The 20,370-nt window shown below is 37.9% G+C and carries 17 protein-coding genes; 10 read left to right on the top strand and 7 right to left on the bottom strand.

Annotated elements, in window-relative coordinates:
* Positions 1-3 precede the first annotated feature (3 nt).
* The 6 genes from AC07VK_RS02725 to AC07VK_RS02700 all read right to left on the bottom strand — a co-directional run bounded on the left by AC07VK_RS02725 (position 4) and on the right by AC07VK_RS02700 (position 6,268).
* The gene (locus AC07VK_RS02725; RefSeq protein ID WP_492958164.1) at positions 4-3,147 is read right to left on the bottom strand and encodes a SusC/RagA family TonB-linked outer membrane protein; all 3,144 of its coding nucleotides are present in this window, start codon (positions 3,145-3,147) and stop codon (positions 4-6) included.
* Positions 3,148-3,714: 567 nt separating this feature from the next.
* Complete coding sequence (locus tag AC07VK_RS02720) at positions 3,715-4,491, bottom strand: AraC family transcriptional regulator (protein ID WP_492958162.1); 777 nt, start codon at positions 4,489-4,491, stop codon at positions 3,715-3,717.
* Between the two features lie 129 nt (positions 4,492-4,620).
* A complete protein-coding gene (locus AC07VK_RS02715) occupies positions 4,621-4,830 on the bottom strand; it encodes a S1 domain-containing protein (RefSeq protein ID WP_492958160.1) in 210 nt (69 codons plus the stop codon).
* Positions 4,831-4,935: 105 nt separating this feature from the next.
* Positions 4,936-5,133 carry a cold-shock protein gene (locus AC07VK_RS02710; protein WP_492953157.1) on the bottom strand — a complete coding sequence of 66 codons (198 nt, stop codon included), beginning with the start codon at positions 5,131-5,133 and terminating at the stop codon, positions 4,936-4,938.
* A gap of 7 nt (positions 5,134-5,140) precedes the next feature.
* The gene (locus AC07VK_RS02705; RefSeq protein ID WP_492953156.1) at positions 5,141-5,326 is read right to left on the bottom strand and encodes a cold-shock protein; all 186 of its coding nucleotides are present in this window, start codon (positions 5,324-5,326) and stop codon (positions 5,141-5,143) included.
* A gap of 717 nt (positions 5,327-6,043) precedes the next feature.
* Positions 6,044-6,268 carry a cold shock domain-containing protein gene (locus AC07VK_RS02700; protein WP_492958158.1) on the bottom strand — a complete coding sequence of 75 codons (225 nt, stop codon included), beginning with the start codon at positions 6,266-6,268 and terminating at the stop codon, positions 6,044-6,046.
* A gap of 276 nt (positions 6,269-6,544) precedes the next feature.
* Between AC07VK_RS02700 and AC07VK_RS02695 the strand changes: the two genes are divergently transcribed.
* The 3 genes from AC07VK_RS02695 to AC07VK_RS02685 all read left to right on the top strand — a co-directional run bounded on the left by AC07VK_RS02695 (position 6,545) and on the right by AC07VK_RS02685 (position 10,648).
* Positions 6,545-9,253 (top strand): PQQ-dependent sugar dehydrogenase, encoded by a 2,709-nt coding sequence (locus AC07VK_RS02695; protein WP_492958156.1) that lies wholly within the window; start codon positions 6,545-6,547, stop codon positions 9,251-9,253.
* Between the two features lie 430 nt (positions 9,254-9,683).
* Positions 9,684-10,319 carry an HAD family hydrolase gene (locus AC07VK_RS02690; RefSeq protein ID WP_492958154.1) on the top strand — a complete coding sequence of 212 codons (636 nt, stop codon included), beginning with the start codon at positions 9,684-9,686 and terminating at the stop codon, positions 10,317-10,319.
* 8 nt (positions 10,320-10,327) lie between these two features.
* A complete protein-coding gene (locus tag AC07VK_RS02685) occupies positions 10,328-10,648 on the top strand; it encodes an Mpo1-like protein (protein WP_492958152.1) in 321 nt (106 codons plus the stop codon).
* 700 nt (positions 10,649-11,348) lie between these two features.
* Here AC07VK_RS02685 and AC07VK_RS02680 read toward each other — a convergent pair.
* A complete protein-coding gene (locus AC07VK_RS02680) occupies positions 11,349-12,533 on the bottom strand; it encodes a proline dehydrogenase family protein (RefSeq protein WP_492953150.1) in 1,185 nt (394 codons plus the stop codon).
* Between the two features lie 93 nt (positions 12,534-12,626).
* Between AC07VK_RS02680 and AC07VK_RS02675 the strand changes: the two genes are divergently transcribed.
* From AC07VK_RS02675 to aroC, 7 genes are all read left to right on the top strand, one after another.
* Positions 12,627-12,833, top strand: coding sequence for an RNA-binding S4 domain-containing protein (locus tag AC07VK_RS02675; protein WP_029275915.1), 207 nt, complete (start codon positions 12,627-12,629; stop codon positions 12,831-12,833).
* Entirely contained in the window at positions 12,833-13,891 is a 1,059-nt protein-coding gene (gene aroB / locus AC07VK_RS02670) for a 3-dehydroquinate synthase (RefSeq protein ID WP_492958150.1), read from the top strand. Before AC07VK_RS02675 ends, aroB begins: the two co-directional genes overlap by 1 nt.
* 1 nt (position 13,892) lies before the next feature.
* Positions 13,893-14,855, top strand: coding sequence for a sterol desaturase family protein (locus AC07VK_RS02665; protein ID WP_492953148.1), 963 nt, complete (start codon positions 13,893-13,895; stop codon positions 14,853-14,855).
* A gap of 687 nt (positions 14,856-15,542) precedes the next feature.
* The gene (locus tag AC07VK_RS02660; protein WP_492953147.1) at positions 15,543-16,376 is read left to right on the top strand and encodes a prephenate dehydratase; all 834 of its coding nucleotides are present in this window, start codon (positions 15,543-15,545) and stop codon (positions 16,374-16,376) included.
* Between the two features lie 124 nt (positions 16,377-16,500).
* Positions 16,501-17,640: a chorismate mutase gene (locus AC07VK_RS02655; protein WP_108201600.1), complete on the top strand. Its 1,140-nt coding sequence runs from the start codon at positions 16,501-16,503 to the stop codon at positions 17,638-17,640.
* A gap of 231 nt (positions 17,641-17,871) precedes the next feature.
* The gene (aroA, locus tag AC07VK_RS02650; protein WP_492958148.1) at positions 17,872-19,140 is read left to right on the top strand and encodes a 3-phosphoshikimate 1-carboxyvinyltransferase; all 1,269 of its coding nucleotides are present in this window, start codon (positions 17,872-17,874) and stop codon (positions 19,138-19,140) included.
* 124 nt (positions 19,141-19,264) lie between these two features.
* Entirely contained in the window at positions 19,265-20,362 is a 1,098-nt protein-coding gene (gene aroC, locus AC07VK_RS02645; RefSeq protein WP_029275921.1) for a chorismate synthase, read from the top strand.
* The last annotated feature ends 8 nt before the right edge of the window (positions 20,363-20,370 follow it).

Raw genomic sequence — 20,370 nt, 5'->3', positions numbered from 1 at the left:
CTGTTATTTAAATGATACATTAATTCCCGCACTGATTGTTTTCGCATTCGGATATTCGATTAGATCGGCTCGGGTTAAATTCCTTTCCGGGTCGCTAAACTTGAAGTTTGAAAAGGTTAAATAGTTTTGCGCATTAACAAATACCTTTAACACGTCAATTCCGGCTTTATTTAACCATTTATTAGGGAACGAATAACTGATCTGAACATTTTTGAGCCTGAGATAAGAAGCGTCCCTTACCCAAAAGCTCGAAGTCTGGAAGTTTTGCGGATAGCCATTTGATGTAGTTAAACGCGGTAAAGATGCGCTGGTATTGGTTGGAGTCCACGAATCGGTGAGCCAATCGTTGGTTACTCCTGCACCATTTTTAAACGGCTGCGCTAAATTTCCGGTTAAATAAGTATCCACATCCTGCAGGCCCTGGAAGATGAAACTGAAATCCCATCTTTTATAGCCAAAACCACCAGAAAAACCATACACGAATTTCGGAATACTGTTACCGATTACCACACGATCGTTATTATCAATCACACCATTACCATCTACATCTTTATATTTCAAATCGCCGGCAACCGTACCTGCATTTTGAAAAGCATGCGCTTTCACCTCGTCTGCAGTTTGGAAAATTCCTTCCGCTTGTAATCCAAAAAAGCTATCAATTGGCGATCCTTCCTGAATAATGGTATTACCGCTATAATATTTCTGACCGTTTACATTGGTTACTTTATTTTTTACATAGGTAAGGTTCGCATCGATGTTGTAGCGAAAATCTTTTACCGAATCTTTAAAGCCAAGCGTGATTTCGAAACCACGGTTGTTTACTGCCCCAATGTTTTTTACAGGTCCGGCTAAATTACCCACCTGCCCGGGTACACTGATCTGTCTTAAGATTTTCGAAGTCTGTTTATCAAAAAAATCGACTTCAAAAGTTAACTTGCTTCTAAAAAAGCTACCTTCTAAACCGATATCGCTCATGGTAGTTGTTTCCCAGGTAATGTTTGGATCGCTTAACTGCGTAATGGCCGCTCCACTAACAATGGTTCCATTAAAATTATAATTCTGTCCCAGTGCGATGGCATCTACATAACTGAATAACGACACATTTTGGTTACCCAACTTGCCGTATGATGCCCTAAGTTTTAAATTACTAAAAACATTTAAGTCTTTAACAAAATCTTCTTCACTGGCTCTCCATCCGGCAGAGAATGAAGGAAAAAAGCCCCACCTCTTATCTTTGGCAAAGCGCGACGAACCATCATACCTAAAATTGGCCTCGAACAGGTATTTTTCGTTGTAATTATAGTTGAAACGGCCAAAGTACGATTGTAACCTCGAAGCCCCCGAAGTACCCGTAACCTGAGGTGATGTACTTCCCGCATTAAGTTCTGTTAAATCGTTGCCCAGATAGCCCTCGTTATAAGCAGAAAAGTTACCATCGTCAAAACGTTCTAAACTAAAGCCCGCCAAAACACTAAAATGATGTTTATCCAGCGAACCTTCCCAGTTTAACGTATGAAAGTTGGTAATATTGATATTGTTCTGACTGATTTGCCGAACCCCTCGCGCAGGTGTATTGCCAATTGGACTTACTACGCCAGTTTTTGGATTGGTTAAGTTAATGGCCGGATAAGAATATTTGTTGATACCATAAAGCAGGTTTGCCCCCAAAGTGGTTTTATATTTGATATTGAATGGCAGTTGATATTCTAAAAACACATTGGCCAGGGTGCGGTACTGGTTATTTTTGTTAAAACCTTCGTTTGCCAAGGCAACAGTATTTCTGAAAAAGTTATGCCCAGGTACCCGAATCCACTGATCGGCATAGGTACCATCTTGTGCATATGGTGTTTGAAAAGGCAAACCACGATAGGTTAAACCCATTAAACCACCTTCGCCATTACCATCATCTGCACTATAGGCACTTTCTTTACTGTTCCAAAAATTAGCGGTTAAACTTGCACCTACCCTTAGTTTTCTGGTAATATCGGAGCTGACATTCAAATTTAAGGAGTAACGTTTACCAGATGAAGCAATTAAAATACCATCCTGATCTAAATAACCCAGCGAGATAGAAAAAGCTGTTTTTTCCGAACCACCAGAAATACGGAGATTATGTTCCTGTATGGCTGCATTTCGGAACATAATATCGAACCAATTGGTATTTGGATAAATAAAGGGATCAGTACCGTTTCTAAATTCGTTAATCAGTGCTTCACTACTTTCAGCGGGTTTGCCCTCATTAGCCAGGGCCCGGTTTTTACCGATCATGTAATCAACCGTATTGCTTACCACATCAGGAAACTTTGTAGCCTTTTGTACGCCTGCATAAAAGTTATAATCAATAGAAAATGTTCCTCTTTTGCCAGTCTTCGTTTTTACTAAAATCACGCCATTTGCTGCTCTGTTACCATAAATGGCCGCAGAAGCTGCATCTTTTAAAACGGTTACACTCTCAATATCGTTTGGGTTAACATCGCCCAAGGGAAATTCAATCCCATCAACCAATACCAAAGGGTTGTTGTTATTTAAGGTACCTGCCCCGCGGATGCGGATGGTAGCTGCATCGGCACCAGGCCTGCCTTTGGTTTGATTGGTAAAAACACCCGGCACATTTTGAAGTGCCTGAGTAGCATTGGTAATCGGTCTGTTGGCCAATGTTTTGGCATCTACTGTGGCCAACGATCCGGTAAGGTTAACCTTTTTCTGTGTGCCATAACCTACCACAACCACATCATCCAGTGGATTGTAGTCTTCTACAAGTTCAACCGTAATCTGACTTTGCGTTACCACCACTTCGGTTTGTTTATACCCGACGAAATTAACCAGTAAAGTAAAAGGGAACTTTTGCCCGGTAATTAAACGGAATTTGCCTTCCCTATCAGTTGATGAGCCATTGGTTGTCCCTTGAATTTTAACTGACGCGCCAATTAAGGTTTCTTTGGTTTTTGCATCGATTACAGTTCCTGATAAAGTAGCATTGATTGTAGGTTCTGTTGGGGTTTGTGCCTGCAACAGCAGCGGTAAGTATAAAAATAATGCAGGTAATAAAATGCGGCATGTTTGCCAGAGGTACAACCGAAAATTGAACGTAATACTTCGTAAAGCCAAAGCCCCTTGTACAGGATTGACTTTCTCAAAATTTTGCATAACTTTGAAATAGGTGATTTGAACTGATCTGAAACAGGTGCAACGCCAATTGAATTCCTGTTTCGTTAATTTTGCCTAGGGAAAATACTTTTGTATTTTCCTTTTTTTTGCCTACTGCACCAGCAGAAACAAACTATTCTTTTTAGATCAACAGCAACAGTACATCCTATTTAACGCTATAAATAATGGGCCCTGTACGAGAAAAAATTTCGTAAACTCTTGTTTCATAATGATTATATTTTTGGCAAATATAATTTTTTTTGAATAGACTACAAATTCACTAGACTTTTTATTTTACCCGCTCAGAATTAACGTAGATGCAGGGTTGTAAGCGCTTAAATACAGCTATGTAACATTATTAAGAATATTTTTTTTCTTTAGACCAAGATTTTATAATTTAGCCAATGCAAAATTGGTGCGGCTGATAAAATAGATGCAGTAAGCAAAACTTTACGCGTTAGGCGTGCAAGCAATTAATGTAGTGAGGTCTGGAAACCTGTTTTCTAGAAGAGATGAAATCGAACTGACGGACATTTCTTTGGCAGAAGCACCAATTTTTCAGTCAATTTAAGTTAGGCGGCTAAATTGAAGTACAGACATGCCTTTATGCCGTTTAAAACTGGTGCTAAAATTAGTGGTTTGTTCAAACCCCAAGAGTTCGGCTATTTCATCAACTGTATAATCGCTATGTAGTAACAATTCTTCCGCTTCGCGCATAATCCGATCTTTTATTAGTACTGTTAAGCTTTTTCCAAGTACACGGTCTAAAAACTTATTCAATTTGCCGGTGCTCATCCCCATGCCCTCCGCATAAAACTGAATGGACCTTTCTCGCTTATAAAATTGCTCCAAAATGGCCCTAAACCGTAATACCTGCTGTAAATCATCTAAGGTTAAAGCGGCAAGATAACCATCTAACCCAGCCGTAAAACCTAGAAACAATGATAAGTATTGCGCTAAAAAGGGCATATCTTTTTTGATATTGATTTCTTTTTTTAGCTGATCGAGTAAACTATAAGTTTTAGTTGATTTGTGCGAATCGAGATCCCTGAAAGACAAATTTAAGAAGAGATTCTTAGCTTGGGGATCTAAGTGCTGAAGTAAAAATTCGGCATATAATAAACTGCTAAAACTGAGCCAATAACCTGAGGTTATTTCTCCTTCGAGCCTAACCAGACCTTCTTCCGGAATAAAAAATACCCTGCCATTTAACAAGGGGTAATCGCCAGAATTCATGCACAAAAAACCATTCCCCTCACGTACAATCAACATACGCATAGGGTATATTGCCTGCAACGCACGTTCTCTTTTAAAAAAACCGGTAATTGGCTCGAGCTGTATCATACACTTAAGAATAAACAACAGTAAGACCAAAGTTATCAGATTTGGTTACAAGTTGCTAAAATAATCTATCATAATGATTAAATTCTATCTGTAATACAGGCTATAAGAATCAAAAACATTGAACAATTATTAATCTTTTGGTTCAATAATCAGCACATTCATTGCAATTGATAATATTTGATGCAATTCGAAAGAAACCTTTAAACCCTTTTTTAAATCAGCTCCATTTATTGGGCCGCTTTGATAAAACAGAACTTCTTCTCCAATATCGCTCCTGATTTTCCCAAAGCCTTCAGTTTCACTATAATAATCTATTGTTCCCATTTCTTTTGTCACCATTTTGATCCTTTTGCGTTAACTAATATATAGCTAAGCCAAAAAACTGTGCCAAATATTAACAGATCGGTAATACGATACAAAAAGAACTTTCTTTAAATGGCCTAACTATGCAGATAGCACCATCACCTTAATGGCCTCGATGCCACCTTGTGTAAATTCAATATCAAACTGAACAATATTATTGGGCTTTATCGGATCGATTACACCGCGGGCAAAAACACTCACTTCGCGCCCACCATTTGATGGTGTAATACTGCCAACACCTTCTTTAGGGTTATAAAACTTTACTGTACCTAATCTCATTGCAGCGTTAAATCAGTTTAACATTAACAGCATTGGGACCTTTTTTTCCTTGAGCGATTTCGAACTCTACCCGATCGTTCTGGCTTATTTTATCAACCAAGCCTGTAACATGAACAAAAAGTTCTTCGCCGTCTTCTGTTATAATGAAGCCAAAACCTTTAGATTCATTGTAAAATTTCACTGTTCCTTGCATTTAATTTAGATTTAATACAACAAACATACAAAAACTCAAAAAGTTTTGGCAATTAAATAGATTTCGATACTCAATCTATAGATTAAGCGACAATTAATGATGATTTTGACATCTGAGCAAACAAAGCACCTCTAAATAAAAAAAGTCGCGAACTGAATCAGTAATTTCTCTATTTTATTGCGTTACACTAAGCGTAAAGCTGACGAAAGCAAGTACGCTTTACCAGCATCGATATTGCAATTGGCACAATAAGGTAATACAAGGCCTTAACAGAATAAATTTTGTAAAAACTGCTCCTATTAATAAGCACTCAGCTTACATTTTATTTTTGCACATTCCAAACAACCCTAAATACTACAAGGCTGTCGTAAATAACAGAAAATGAATTCTTTTTTTTTATTCGGATACCGAATTTTGCCGCATCATCAAAATAAACCATTCGAAGAGAAAAATTTCTCTTGAAAAAAGTATTTGAAAATTGAACTAACCCTTTTTTCCGCTAAAAATCACAAAGAAAACACTAAAACCACCCAAAAGGAAAACTATTCCAAGAATCAAATTTACTTTATCGCCCATTCTGTAAGTTACAGATTAAAATCAGAATGACAATAGGCTGACACAAAATAATTCAAAAAACAACTTGAAGTTGTATGATTTTTAATTTTTGTAGCTTTTTACACTGATTGAGATAAGGCCGGCCGATTTTAAATCGAATCTTTATATTAAACTTTTTGGCCTCACTTTAAGTTTAGTTATCCCCATTATATTCTTAGCGACTACTCCTCTTTTCGCAATAACAGTATCAAATTCGACAGTACTTCCAACATACAAACCTTTCGCTTTGCAGTCTACTATATCAAAATAGATGCTTTCTAAAACCAAATATTGAGAGATTAAACCAAAACCTCTTTCTTTATTGTAAGCTGTTATTACTCCGGTCACGGTAATATTTTTAGAGTTTATACCTATATAAAACTAACATTACCAGCACAATACCTATTGAACAGTAGAGATTCTTAAACAAAAAATAGATCATCTCAATAAATTTGTTGATGTATGAATTTTGGCCGAAAACTTCTTATCATTTCATTTTGAACCTATTCAATATACAACTCGATCATCCAATCCTATTTCGACCTGATTCGCATAAATTTTGATACAATACTGCAGGCTATAAAACTATATCCTATATTTATTCAAAATACTTTAATCAAATAAATGAAAACAACTTTTACCCTGCTGTTATCTGCGATAGCATTTGTATTAATATCGGCAACAACACTAAACAAAAACATTTACGAAAGCAATGCTTTCGAATTTTTCCCTAAAAATACAATAGATACACCAGATCAGGACCGTTTTGTAAAAGTTACACTTGCGCAAGGCGAATTTACAGAGCCTACCGAAATGACCATCCTCCCTAACCTGGATATTTTGGTAGCACAGCGCAGAGGTGAAGTATTGATTTATAAAAACCAGACAAAAAAAATTAAAGAAGCTGGTAAACTTGATGTTTATTTTAAAACCAGCAACCCTAATGTTAATGCAGAAGAAGGTTTATTGGGTATGGCCACCGACCCAAAATTTGCAGTTAATAAATATATTTATCTTTTCTATAGCCCTTTTGATAAATCGGTAAACCGATTATCCAGATTTAAGTTAATTAACGACCAGATTGTAAAAGAATCAGAAAAAATCATTTTAGAATTTTATTCTCAACGCGAAATCTGTTGCCATACCGGAGGATCTATCGCCTTTGGATCTGATAATTTATTGTATGTTTCGACAGGTGACAACTCTACTCCTTTTGATGTACCCAAAGAACAATATGTGAACAAAGGTTATGCCCCGCTCGACAACAGAAAAGGTTTAGAACAATACGATGCCAGAAGATCTGCAGGAAATACCAATGATTTAAGGGGTAAAATTTTAAGGATCAAAGTAAATGAAGATGGAACTTACAGCATCCCAGAGGGTAACCTTTTTCCGAAAAATGATCCAAAATCTAAACCCGAAATTTATGTAATGGGTAATAGAAATCCTTACCGCATTTCGGTAGATCAAAAAAACAACTTTTTATATTGGGGAGAAGTTGGCCCCGATGCCAGTAACGACGATGCTTTAAGGGGCCCCAGGGGATATGATGAAGTAAACCAGGCCCGCAAGGCCGGTAACTTTGGCTGGCCGCTATTTATAGGTAATAACTATCCATATAAAGCTTACGATTATACCAACGGAGCCAATGGCAATGCTTTTGATCCTGAAAAGCCAATTAACAATTCGCCAAACAATACAGGTTTAGAACAACTTCCACCTGCACAACCTGCTTATATCTGGTATCCGTATGGCGAATCGGCAGAATTTCCACAGGTAGGTTCAGGTGGGCGTACCGCAATGGCTGGACCAGTTTATTATGCAACTGCAAACTCACCTTACCCTGCTTATTACAACGGAAAACTGATTATTTACGAATGGGTACGTGGATGGGTTAAAGCCGTAACCATGAATGCACAGGGTGATTACCTGAGCATGGAACCCTTTATGTCTAATGTTTCTTTGGCTGCACCTATTGATATGGAATTGGGGCCTGATGGGAAATTATACATCCTCGAGTATGGTAAAGGTTGGTTTACTAAAAACCCTGATGCCGCAATTACGAGGATTGATTATTTAAAAGGAAATCGACCTCCATCAATTGAAAGTTTAAATATTGCGAAAACAAGTGGATTACTCCCTTACAAATTAACCGCAACTGTTACGGCTAAAGATCCAGACGGAGATGCCTTGACTTACATTTGGAACCTGGGAAAAGGAATTACTAAAACTACTACCACACCAAATTTACAATACACCTTTACTAAAGCAGGCGAATATCCGGTAAGTGTTACCGTAATGGATAAAAGTAAAACTTCGGCGAAGAGCCAGGTAGTATCGGTTTTTGCTGGTAATGAACACCCTAATGTAAGTATAGATTTAGCAGGCAATAAAAGTTTTTATTTCCCGAATAAACCGGTTGATTACAAAGTTTTAGTGAGCGATAAGGGTGCAAAAGTGAATAATAGCCGCATTTATATTTCCAATACCTACACCGAAGGAACCGATTTAGCAGGCGCGCAATTGGGCCACCAGCAAGCAGCACAAACCCTTGTAGGCAAAACATTAATGCTAAAATCTGACTGTAGCACTTGCCATAAAGAAGCAGCTGCTTCCATTGGTCCTGCGTTTAACAAAATTGCTGTTAAATATAAAAACGATAGCAAAGCGGTTGATTACCTGGCCTCGAAAGTGATTGGCGGGAGCCATGGCGTGTGGGGAGAAGTACCGATGCCGGCGCATACCGCAATGAAAGAAGCCGAAGTGAAAAAAATTACAGAATGGATTATGACTTTGGGCAACAAGGAAGCCGTTAAAGCATCACTTCCAACAACCGGAAAAATTGTTCCTCCTGCAACTACTGATAAAAAGAAATCGGTGTTAACCTTAAAGGCCACTTATACTGATGCAGGTGGTACAGGTTTAAAACCTTTAACTACAACCAACGCCATCAATCTTAAAAGCAGTATAATTGATGCTGATGACATTAAAGTTTTTGAAGGTTTTCAGCGAAAAGATATTTACGGCGGTGAAAAACTTGTCCTATCCAAAGAAAGTGGCTGGATAGCAATTAAAAATGTTGATTTAACTGGTATTTCAGGATTTGGTTTTTCATTTTTAAATCTTGATCCTGGATCAGATGGCGAAATCGAGATCAGGTTAGATGATAGCAAAGGCATTATGATAGGCAAATCTACCTTTAGGAAAAGTATCCCGATCAACATGCTTTCAGATGGAAAATTCCATTCCATTTATTTTGTGTTCAAAGAGTTAAAAACAAGTGATAAAAAAAATAGACCAATTATTCAATCGATAACGGTGGAACCTAAATAGGTCTATAAATAAAATCATTTTGATGTTGCATCATTCCCACGAAGGCGAAGATGCAATATCATGGAGTTAAGCACAGTTGCTGTCAGTCTGAGCTTGTCGAAGACCTTTTGGTAGCGAAAACAAAAAACATTTGTCCTTCGACAGGCTCAGGATGACAATGTTTTTTGTTTTCTCCTTCATTTAATGACATTGAGCGGAAATCTTAATGCAAATAGAAAATACCACTAAAGCATTAAGATTATCTTTGATGAACACTTCGTGGTTCCCAATCACCCCGATAGCTATCGGGGTGGGAATGGCCACATCGCAAGATATTATGCCCGAAACTTACTTACAATAGGTTTCGGGTTTTTTATTGTAAAAAAATGCCGTTTAATACCCGCCATTAAATCAGCAATAATATCTTTGCAGCAAATGCTAAAGGATTTCCATGCAAAACATTAAAAACATTATTTTCGATTACGGAAACGTAATATTTGATATCGATTTCAGAATTGCGCAAGCATCTTTTCAAAAGTTGGGCATTACCGACATCGAAAATTTCTTTGCCCATAAAGCTCATAACCGATTATTTGATGACTTTGAAACCGGGGCAATCTCTCCTGCCGAATTTAGAGCAGGAATTAGGAAAGCCGCTAATAAACCCGAATTAACCGACCAGCAGATTGATGATGCATGGAACAGTTTATTAATTGGCACCATACAGGAAAATCACGACTTACTGCTTCAGGTAAAAGAAAAATACCGTACATTTTTACTGAGCAACAACAACGAAATCCACTACGACTGGATCATTGATTACCTGAAAGCAACCTTCCAGATCAATAATTACGATGCTTATTTTGAGAAAGCCTATTTCTCTCAGCATATGAAACTGCGCAAACCCAACACCAATATCTTCGAACAGGTATTAAAAGACAATAATTTAAACCCTGCTGAAACTTTATTTATTGACGATAGTCCGCAACATATTGAAGGCGCAAAAAAAGTAGGATTAAATGCATTATTAATGACCGAAAAACCAGCGCAATTGGGTACCTTTTTAAAAGCGAACGGAATTTTGTAAATTAGTGTATGTCAGAAAAAAAGTTTAAGTCGCTTAAAGAGTTCTACCCTTTTTACTTGTCAGAACACACCAATACCACATCACGTATTTTACACTTTATTGGTACGGGATTGGTTTGTCTTGCTTTTTTCACAGGATTTTTGTTTCACAACTGGCATTTCTTTTTGGCAATTCCAATACTTGGATATGGTTTTGCGTGGGTTGGTCACTTTTTCTTTGAAAAAAACAAACCTGCAACTTTTCAATACCCCGGTTATAGTTTAGTAAGCGATTTTATATTGTTCTACGATCTCTTGACCGGGAAACAGTCTTTTGTAGTGAAGAAATAATGCTGCGTGATTAAAAACAACCGCTCAACCTAAACTCGATCCGATAACTATCGGATGAAGCGGCATCCTTTTTGGCTGTCACCCTGAGGGGTAATTTATTTTATAAAAATCAATATAAATGACGTTTAAATTTCAAGTGGTATATATTCCCCTCTTTTAGAGTGGTGTCCGCAGGACGGGGTGTTTTATTAGTCCTAGCCGGACAGGCTTCTTTCTTTTTGATGTCGAAAAGAAACAAAAAACACCGGCTGAAAATTTATTCATTTGTTGTTTATAACTTTCAGCTGCATTCATGAGGGCTTCGCCGTTTTCTTTCGAAGCTAGTAGATTGGCTTGGGCAGTGCAGCCCGAAAAATTTGTTAGGCCGGATTTATTAGAACGGGGATATGGTGCTACGGCCTAGTTGGGTGGAAATACGAAATCGATATAAATTATTCATATTTAATCGATTACAAAATAACGTCAATGGTAGCGAAGCCGAAGGGCAGCCAAAAAGAGATAGCGTAAAGCGAGACTGCATGCCCCGAAAAGCTACTGCATGATCATTTCAAAAAAAATAACGGATCAATTATAAACCGTGATAGATGCTGAAATAAATTCAGCATGACGCACAAGAAGAAAAAAACAGTTGACAATTTTCAGTCGGCAGTATCAATCACCATCCAAAACTGAAAATTACCAACTGTTAACCGAAAAACAACTACAGTTTCCTTCTTTTTAATTCTCTTTCAATCAAACCCAGCTCACGGCCTGTTTGCCCGGCAACAGATGTATTTTCCTGTGCTCTTCTGAACAAATAAGGCATTACCGCTTTAATAGGCCCGTAAGGAACATATTTTGCTACATTATAATTCGAATCGGCAAGGTTAAAGCTCAAGTTATCACTCATCCCTAACAACTGGGCAAAATATACATGAGGGTGATTATGTGTAATATTTTTTTCCTCCAAAAGATAAGTCAATAAACGGCTGCTATCTTCATTGTGCGTTCCGGCAACGATGGCTATTTCTTCGATGTGATCTACACAATAACGTAAAGATTCGTTATAATCACGATCAGACGCTGCTTTATCTGGCTGAATTGGAGATGGGTAACCCATTTCTGCAGCGCGTTTACGTTCTTTTTCCATATAAGCACCACGAACCATTTTCACGCCCAAAATAAAGCCATCAGCTTTGGCAATTAAATGGTCGGCTTTCATATCAGCCAGTTTATCATGGCGGTACATTTGGTAGGTATTGTAAACAATAATACGTTCGCGGTTAAATTTACGCATCATATCCAAAGCCAGTTCATCAATGGTATCCTGGATCCAGGTTTCTTCTGCGTCGATCATAATCGGCACACCTTTATCGAAAGCCGTTTTACAGATCATTTCGCAACGAAGTTTTACTTTATTGTATTCTGCCTGTTCTGTTTCCGTTAAAACTTCTTTGGCATCAAGCTTCTGCAATAAAGCAAAACGGCCAATACCCGTTATTTTGAAAACCGTGATCGGAATTTTGGTATCACCATCAGCACGAACAATTGTACGGATAATTTCTGCACAGGTTTCATCAAAAACCTGTTCTTCCTCTTCCCCCTCAACCGAATAATCTAAAATGGTACCTACACCGCCTTTATGTAATTGTTCAATGGCTTTATCACATTCGGCAATGGTTTCGCCTCCACAAAATTGTTGAAATATAGTGGCTTTTATTGCACCTTGAATTGGCAAACCGATATTTAAAAAGAAATTGGTAATGGCTGGACCAACTTTGGTAAGGAAATTACTGCCAATCATTTTAAAAAGCCAATATGCTTTTTTTAGTTCGTTGTTAGATTTTTGACGGAAAGCAATTTCCGTATTATCGAAATTTGGTTGTTTGTTGGGGGATAAATCCATTTTTATTTATTAATAAGTCAGATTGGTGCAAAATTATAAAAAGCATTGGTTGTTAAAACTAAAAACCTCTAAATAATCGTATTTTTGCACAAAATGATACAATTCAAATTAGAGGGCGAATTTATTCCATTAATCCAGCTGTTAAAAGCAAGCGGATTAGTTGGGAGTGGCGGCGATGCCCAAACCGTGGTAGAAGATGGTTTAGTAAAAACTAACGGCGAGGTTGAATTTCGTAAACGTTATAAGGTTAGGGTTGGCGATATTATTACTTTTGGCGAAAACAAAATAGAAGTTATTTAATGGAACCACTAACAAGCGCAGGTCACACCTTATATTTCGAAAGTAATTTAAAAGCGCTAAAAACACTTTTGGAAAGCAACAAATACAGCAAAGTTTTTGTACTTGCAGATGAACATACCAGCGAAATCTGCTTACCGCTTTTTCAATCATTTTTAGATGATTACGCTGAATTTGACCTGATCGAAACTTCGGCAGGTGAAGAAAACAAAAACATCGATTTTTGTATCGGAATCTGGAAAACGCTTTTGGATTTTGAAGCAGACCGCAAAAGTTTAATGATCAATTTAGGCGGCGGTGTAATTACCGATATGGGCGGATTTATTGCCTCTACCTATAAAAGAGGAATCGATTTTATCAATGTACCCACTACCCTTTTATCGCAGGTTGATGCCTCGGTAGGCGGCAAAACAGGGATCGATATCGACAATGTAAAAAACATGGTAGGTACCTTTACCTTACCACAAATGGTTTTTATCGAAACTGCATTCTTAAAAACATTACCACAGCGCGAGCTTTTATCAGGCTTTGCCGAAATGATCAAACATGGCTTGATTTATGATAAGCCATATTACGAAAAATTAAAAGAAAGCAATTACCTAACCCCTTCGGCACAAGATATTTACCGATCAGTAGAAATTAAAAACGAGGTGGTTACCATCGATCCGCATGAAAAAAACCTGCGTAAGATTTTAAACTTTGGGCATACCATTGGACATGCTATAGAGGGGTATTCTCTGGCGAATGACGAAAATCCGTTAACACATGGTGAGGCCATTGCCATCGGTTTTATTTGTGAGGCTGCATTATCAATCAAAAACAGCACCTTAACTCAGGAGGAATTGAAGGATATTAGTGGATATATTTTATCCTTATACCCTAAATACCACATTAAAAAAGAAAGTTTCGATACACTTTTGGAACTGATGCAAAGTGATAAAAAGAATGAAGATGGAAACATTCTCTTTTCACTTTTAGAAACAACAGGTAAATGCACATTTAACTGCCGTGTAAGTACCGCCGATATTTTGAGCAGTTTAGATTATTACAATAGTTTATAAAATGAATTTTACCGGAAGCGATATTTCTGTTGTAGGCCTATTTGGTTTCGTAATCGTTTTAACCCTGGTTGAAATGTATTTCAGCTATGCGCACGACAGAAAATTATATACCAAACGCGATACGTGGACCAATATCTACCTGATGACGGCCGCTATTGTGATTAATTTAGCAACAAAAACAGGTACTTTTTTTCTGTTGCAATACTGTTATCAATTCCGTTTGTTCCAAATCCCTAATATTTGGCTTTATTGGTTTGTTTTGATTTTAGCGCAGGATTTTCTGTATTGGTTTTTACATACTGTTGGCCATTATGTACGCTTTTTCTGGGCGATGCATGTTACACATCACTCATCTGAACACTTTAACCTAACTACTGGTTTCCGTTCAACCGTTTTTGAACCACTATACCGTGTTTTCTTTTATCTGCCCTTAGCATTTATGGGTTTCACCGCTGTTGATATTCTTTTTGCTTACCTGGTAACCCAAATTTACGGCAACCTGGTGCACACACAATACGACATTAAACTTCCAAAATGGTACGGGTATATTTTCGTAACGCCATCACACCATCGGGTGCACCATGCCAGCAATGTACGTTACTTAGACAAAAACATGGGTATGGTTTTAATTCTTTGGGATAGATGGTTCGGCACTTTTCAAGAGGAATTACCAGAAGACGTAGTTAAATACGGTTTAACTACTCAACCAGAAGATACTGGTGCGGTTAACATTATTTTCCATGAGTTTATTGCATTGAGTGCTGACGTTAAAAAAGCACCAACTTTTACAGATAAAGTGAAATACATTTTTAACCCGCCGGGATGGAGCCATGATGGAAGCACCAAAATTGCTAAAATTATGCAACAGGAATTGCGCGAGGAGGAACAGAAAAGATATGAAACCTTACAACAGGATAAAGTAAAAGGGCTTAACGATAGAGGTGAATTAAGTTCTACAGGATAAAAAATATTAATTTGTTTAATCTAAAGGTCTGTGTCTCCACAGACCTTTTTTTTGTTAACATTTCATATACTTTTTTAACCACAGATGCACACAGATAAACACTGATGAAGTTTTCATATTCGAGTATCGTCATTGCGAGAAGGCTTTTTCAGCCGACGAAGCAATCTTTAGCGCAAGGATCACTGGCATGAAAGATTGCTTCGTCGTTCCTCCTCGCAATGACGACTTTTCTTTTGGAATCTTCATGCCCAATCATTTTTTGGTGCCTCACCAAACAATATTTTTAATCAAGATATAATCCGCCCTTCAAAATAAAATTTATTTAAAATGAGAGATTAATAACCAAGTGCTACATAAACTACCTGACACAAAAACCATGTTACAACAATCTTTTCTACTAGCTTTATCTAACCGACTCAAACATTACATACTCACTTCAAAAACAGTCCAAATCAAACAAAATTAAATTTTATTAAAAATATTTTCAATTTCCTATTGACAAATAAAATTTTGTTACTACATTTGGCTCAACAAAAAAAGAAATGCAAACTACAAACACATATTACTTTGGTTACTTTTACTATTTTAGTGAGAGCCGGGGCTAATATGCAAAAAGATATATAACAATATTAAAATGTATAAAAAAGTCCCGGCAAACAGCCGGGACTTTTTTGTTTTAACGCAAAAATGGAAACGACAAAACGAGTAGCAATTCAGGGTATTAAAGCATCTTTCCACGAGGAGGCCGCCTACAAATTCTTTGGTAAAGACATTGAAACTGTTGAGTGTAATTCTTTTAAAGAAACCTGCGACAAGCTAGAGAAAAACGATGCCGACTTCGTAGTAATGGCGATCGAAAACTCTATTGCAGGCAGTTTATTGCCAAATTACACACTGATCAGAGATTTTGGCTTTTCGGTTGTAGGCGAAGTTTACCTGCCTATCCAATTGCACTTAATGGCGCTACCAGGCGTAAAGTTTGAAGACATTAAAGTGGTTACTTCTCACCCTATTGCCATCCGCCAGTGTATCGATTTCTTTTACGATTATCCACAAATTAAAATCGTGGAGAGCAACGATACTGCTGCTTGTGCAAAACGCATCCAGGAAGAGCAATTAACGGATACCATGGCCATTGCAAACAGTCTAGCTGCTGAGCTTTACGGCTTAAACATTTTAGAACGCCGGGTAGAATCGAACAAGAAAAACTATACCCGTTTTCTGATCCTTAAAAAAGACAAAACGGATGAAGGAAAAAAAATAAACAAAGCATCAATCTGTTTTCAGGTTGGGCACAAAGCAGGCTCGCTGGCCACAGTGTTAAACATTTTCGCCGAACAGGATGTAAGCTTAACAAAAATACAATCTATGCCGGTTTTAGGTAAGAGAAATGAGTATTACTTTTACGTCGATTTAGAATGGCCAAGTACAGAAAAATACGATAAAGCCATTAGAAAGGCATTAAAATATACATCGAACTTTAACATATTAGGAGAATATCAGAAGAACGATAAAGTATAAAGAGTCGGGAATACGAAGTCAGGAGTCCGCAGGCAAAGTGAACATTCAAACTTGTAAATAAAATAATTAAAATATAACTCCGGACTTCCGACTGCGGACTAAGGACTTAAACACCCCCATCATCATGAAACTTAATTTAAACATCCAACCCTTAAACACCTGGTTAAACGTAAACAACGAACCATTAATCATTTCTGGTCCTTGTAGCGCAGAAACTGAAGAACAATTATTAACTACAGCACATTTATTGGCTGCTACCGGTAAAGTATCGGTATTGAGAGCTGGTATCTGGAAACCACGTACCCGTCCGGGAGAATTTGAAGGTATCGGAAGTATTGGTTTAGAGTGGTTAAAACGTGCTAAAGCAGAAACTGGTTTACCAACGGCAGTAGAGGTTGCAAATGCAAAACACGTTGAAGAGGCTTTAGCAGCTGGTGTAGATATCCTTTGGATCGGTGCACGTTCTACTGTGAACCCTTTCACTGTTCAGGAAATTGCTGATGCTTTAAAAGGCCATGATGTTCCGGTATTGATCAAAAACCCGGTTAACCCAGATTTACAGTTATGGATCGGTGCAATTGAGCGTATCAATGGCGCGGGAATTACTAAAATCGGTGCTATTCACCGCGGTTTCTCATCATTCGAGAAAAGTTCTTTCCGTAACGAACCAATGTGGGAACTTGCTATCCAATTAAAAACACTTTGCCCTGAATTACCGATCATCAACGATCCAAGTCACATTTGCGGTAACCGTGAGTTAATCCCTTACATCTCTCAAAAAGCATTAGATTTAGATATGCAAGGTTTAATGATCGAATCTCACGTAGATCCTTCAGTTGCCTGGACAGATGCTAAACAACAAGTTACACCAGCTGCTTTAGCTGAATTGGTAGATCGTTTAACTGTTCGTGAACCAGAGGTTGCAAACGAAGCTTCTGCTGATAAATTAGCTGAATTACGTAAATCAATCGATAAAATTGACGATATCTTATTGCAGAAACTAGGCGAACGCATGTCTATTGTAGCAAAAATCGGTGAATTTAAACGCGACAACCAGGTAACTATTTTACAGGTTAACCGTTGGGATGCCATCATCCAAAAAGGTCAGGCTTTTGCAAAAGCTTTAAAACTAGACCTAAACTTTACTGAGAAATTCTTAGAATTGGTACATGGAGAATCAATCCGTAAACAAACTGAAATTATGAATGCCGGCAAAGCTGAACAAGGTATTGCTGCTGAACAACATAATGAAGTTAAAGCGTAATAAAGGTGGAGGGTTTAAAGGTTTAGGGTGGAGGGTAAAACCGAAACGCTTAATCAAGCTTAACGCTGAAAAGAGTAAAGCTTAGTGCAACCTCTAATAGCGATGTCATCCTGAGCCTGTCGAAGGACTTATGATAGTTTTCGATAACTCAATATGATATTAAAAAACAAATATAATGTGGTGTCAGGTGTTTCATCTGACACTTACATTTAAGAATAAAAACAGAATAAAATGTCGAAAAATGCCTTAGTTTCTTTTAAAGGAACCAAGAATATTAATACGGAAATCCAATTAACAGGCTCGAAAAGCGAATGCAACAGGGCTTTAATTATTAGCGCTTTAAGCAAGAAACTGATTAAAGTTGAAAACCTTTCCAATGCTGCCGATACGGTAACCTTAAATGGCATCCTTAATAATCTTGAAGAAGAATTAGAAGTAGAAATCCAGGAATCAAAAACAGTTGATGTTGGCCCTGCCGGAACCGCTATGCGTTTCTTATCGGCCTATCTTTCGGCTAAAAACGGCAATTTCTTACTTACCGGAACCGAGCGGATGAAACAGCGCCCTATTGGTATCTTGGCAGAGGCTTTAAAAACCATCGGCGCTGATATTTCTTATGCAGAAGCTGAAGGTTTCCCGCCATTAAATATTGTTGGCCCCTTAAATCAAAAAACAGCTGAAGTTAAAATAAAAGGCGATATCAGCAGCCAATATATTTCTGCCTTGCTGATGATTGCCCCTATCCTACCTCAGGGTTTAACTTTAGAAATTGAAGGCGAGCTTACCTCTAAACCGTATGTAGATATGACTTTAGATATGCTGGCTGAAGTTGGCATTGCGCATTCTTGGAACGGAAATTCAATTTCCATCAAACCACAGGTATTTAAAGCTGGTACTTTGGTTGTTGAGCCCGACTGGAGCGCAGCATCATATTGGTATAGTATTGCAGCATTAGCTGATGAAGCAGAAATTAGTTTACCCGCTTTAAAAGAAAAAAGTTTGCAGGGCGATAGTCAGATCAAAAATATCATGAAGGTTTTTGGTATCGCTACCAGTAAAACCAATAATGGAATAGCTATTAGCAACTTAGGCCTTTCTTTAGATACAAAAGAAGTTTTAGACTTAAAAACCTGTCCGGATTTAGCACAAACTATTGTGGTTATTGCAGCTGCACTAGGTAAAAACATGGCTTTTACTGGCCTAGAAACGTTAAAAATTAAAGAAACAGACCGTATTGCAGCGCTTCAGAAAGAATTGGCTAAAATTGGCGTTACTTTCACAGAAGATAATCTGGTTTATACTTTAAACACAGACAACCTTCATTTTCCGGATAAAGTTACTTTCGCAACCTACGAGGACCACCGTATGGCGATGGCTTTTGCACCACTTGCTTTATTGATTAACGAAGTTGAAATTGAAGAAATGCAGGTAGTAGAAAAATCTTATCCGTATTATTGGGAAGATTTGAAGAAAGCAGGGTTTGATGTTAGTATCAAGTAGCGAGAAGAAAGTATCAAGAACCAAGTATCAAGAACCAAGTATCAAGTATCAAGAACCAAGTATCAAGATTGAGTGTTAAAATCCATTCAATAATTTAATCAATCTATAATTCAATCACTAAATAATGGCAGGCAACTCATTCGGACAACTATTTCGCATCACAACCTTTGGCGAATCTCATGGCGTAGCCATTGGGGTCATTATTGATGGCTGTCCGGCACAATTGGATATCGATATGGATTTTATCCAGTCAGAACTTGACAAACGTAAACCTGGTCAATCCAAAATCACCACTCAAAGAAAAGAAAGCGATACCGTTCAGATTTTATCGGGTGTATTTGAAGGAAAGAGTACAGGTACACCAATTGCACTTTTAATTCCGAACGAGGATCAACGATCAAAAGATTACGGACATAATGTGGATGTTTACCGTCCCAGCCATGCCGATTATGTTTATGATGCAAAATATGGCATCCGCGATCACCGTGGCGGAGGTCGCTCTTCTGCCCGCGAAACTGCTGCCCGTGTAGCTGCCGGTGCTATTGCAAAGCTATTTTTAAAGCAACAGGGCATTGAAATTTTCGCACATGTAACTTCAGTAGGTACAATAGAAGCCCCTAATTTGGAAAGCAATGATTTATCAGCTTTATTACAAATTAGAGAAGAAAATATTGTGCGTTGCGCTGATCCTGCAACTGCACACGAAATGATTGAGTTTATTGATGCGGTTCGCAAAGATGGCGATACCGTTGGGGGAAAAATAGGTTGTGTAGTAAAAGGCTGTCCGGCAGGCCTAGGTGAGCCTGTTTTTGATAAATTACATGCCGATTTAGGTAAAGCGATGCTCAGTATTAATGCTGTTCATGGTTTCGAATATGGTTCTGGTTTTGCCGGAAGTGAATTAAGAGGATCGCAACACAACGATATTCCACAGCCAAAAGCAGCCGATTCAAAAGTTTTTAAAACGACAACCAATTATGCCGGCGGTATTTTGGGCGGCATTTCTAACGGGATGGATATTACCTTCAAGGTAGCTTTTAAACCTGTTGCTACCATTATGCATAATCAACAAACCATCAATGCTGCTGGCGAAGCCTCAGAGATTAAAGGTAAAGGCCGCCATGATCCTTGTGTGGTACCCAGAGCGGTAGTTATTGTTGAGGCCATGGCTGCATTGGTTTTAGCCGATCAGTTTTTAAGAAACAAAGCAAGTATTATTTAATTTTTTGT

The sequence above is a fragment of the Pedobacter sp. GW821-FHT01D05 genome (assembly GCF_059422505.1).
Note: the sequence above shows the minus strand (reverse complement) of the source record. Positions and strands in the feature narration are given on the sequence as shown.

Coding starts and splice junctions, on each gene's coding strand:
- AC07VK_RS02725 (WP_492958164.1), bottom strand. CDS start 3,147: ATGCAAAATTTTGAGAAAGTCAATCCTGTACAAGGGGCTTTGGCTTTA.
- AC07VK_RS02720 (WP_492958162.1), bottom strand. CDS start 4,491: ATGATACAGCTCGAGCCAATTACCGGTTTTTTTAAAAGAGAACGTGCG.
- AC07VK_RS02715 (WP_492958160.1), bottom strand. CDS start 4,830: ATGGTGACAAAAGAAATGGGAACAATAGATTATTATAGTGAAACTGAA.
- AC07VK_RS02710 (WP_492953157.1), bottom strand. CDS start 5,133: ATGAGATTAGGTACAGTAAAGTTTTATAACCCTAAAGAAGGTGTTGGC.
- AC07VK_RS02705 (WP_492953156.1), bottom strand. CDS start 5,326: ATGCAAGGAACAGTGAAATTTTACAATGAATCTAAAGGTTTTGGCTTC.
- AC07VK_RS02695 (WP_492958156.1), top strand. CDS start 6,545: ATGAAAACAACTTTTACCCTGCTGTTATCTGCGATAGCATTTGTATTA.
- AC07VK_RS02690 (WP_492958154.1), top strand. CDS start 9,684: ATGCAAAACATTAAAAACATTATTTTCGATTACGGAAACGTAATATTT.
- AC07VK_RS02685 (WP_492958152.1), top strand. CDS start 10,328: ATGTCAGAAAAAAAGTTTAAGTCGCTTAAAGAGTTCTACCCTTTTTAC.
- AC07VK_RS02680 (WP_492953150.1), bottom strand. CDS start 12,533: ATGGATTTATCCCCCAACAAACAACCAAATTTCGATAATACGGAAATT.
- AC07VK_RS02675 (WP_029275915.1), top strand. CDS start 12,627: ATGATACAATTCAAATTAGAGGGCGAATTTATTCCATTAATCCAGCTG.
- aroB (WP_492958150.1), top strand. CDS start 12,833: ATGGAACCACTAACAAGCGCAGGTCACACCTTATATTTCGAAAGTAAT.
- AC07VK_RS02665 (WP_492953148.1), top strand. CDS start 13,893: ATGAATTTTACCGGAAGCGATATTTCTGTTGTAGGCCTATTTGGTTTC.
- AC07VK_RS02660 (WP_492953147.1), top strand. CDS start 15,543: ATGGAAACGACAAAACGAGTAGCAATTCAGGGTATTAAAGCATCTTTC.
- AC07VK_RS02655 (WP_108201600.1), top strand. CDS start 16,501: ATGAAACTTAATTTAAACATCCAACCCTTAAACACCTGGTTAAACGTA.
- aroA (WP_492958148.1), top strand. CDS start 17,872: ATGTCGAAAAATGCCTTAGTTTCTTTTAAAGGAACCAAGAATATTAAT.
- aroC (WP_029275921.1), top strand. CDS start 19,265: ATGGCAGGCAACTCATTCGGACAACTATTTCGCATCACAACCTTTGGC.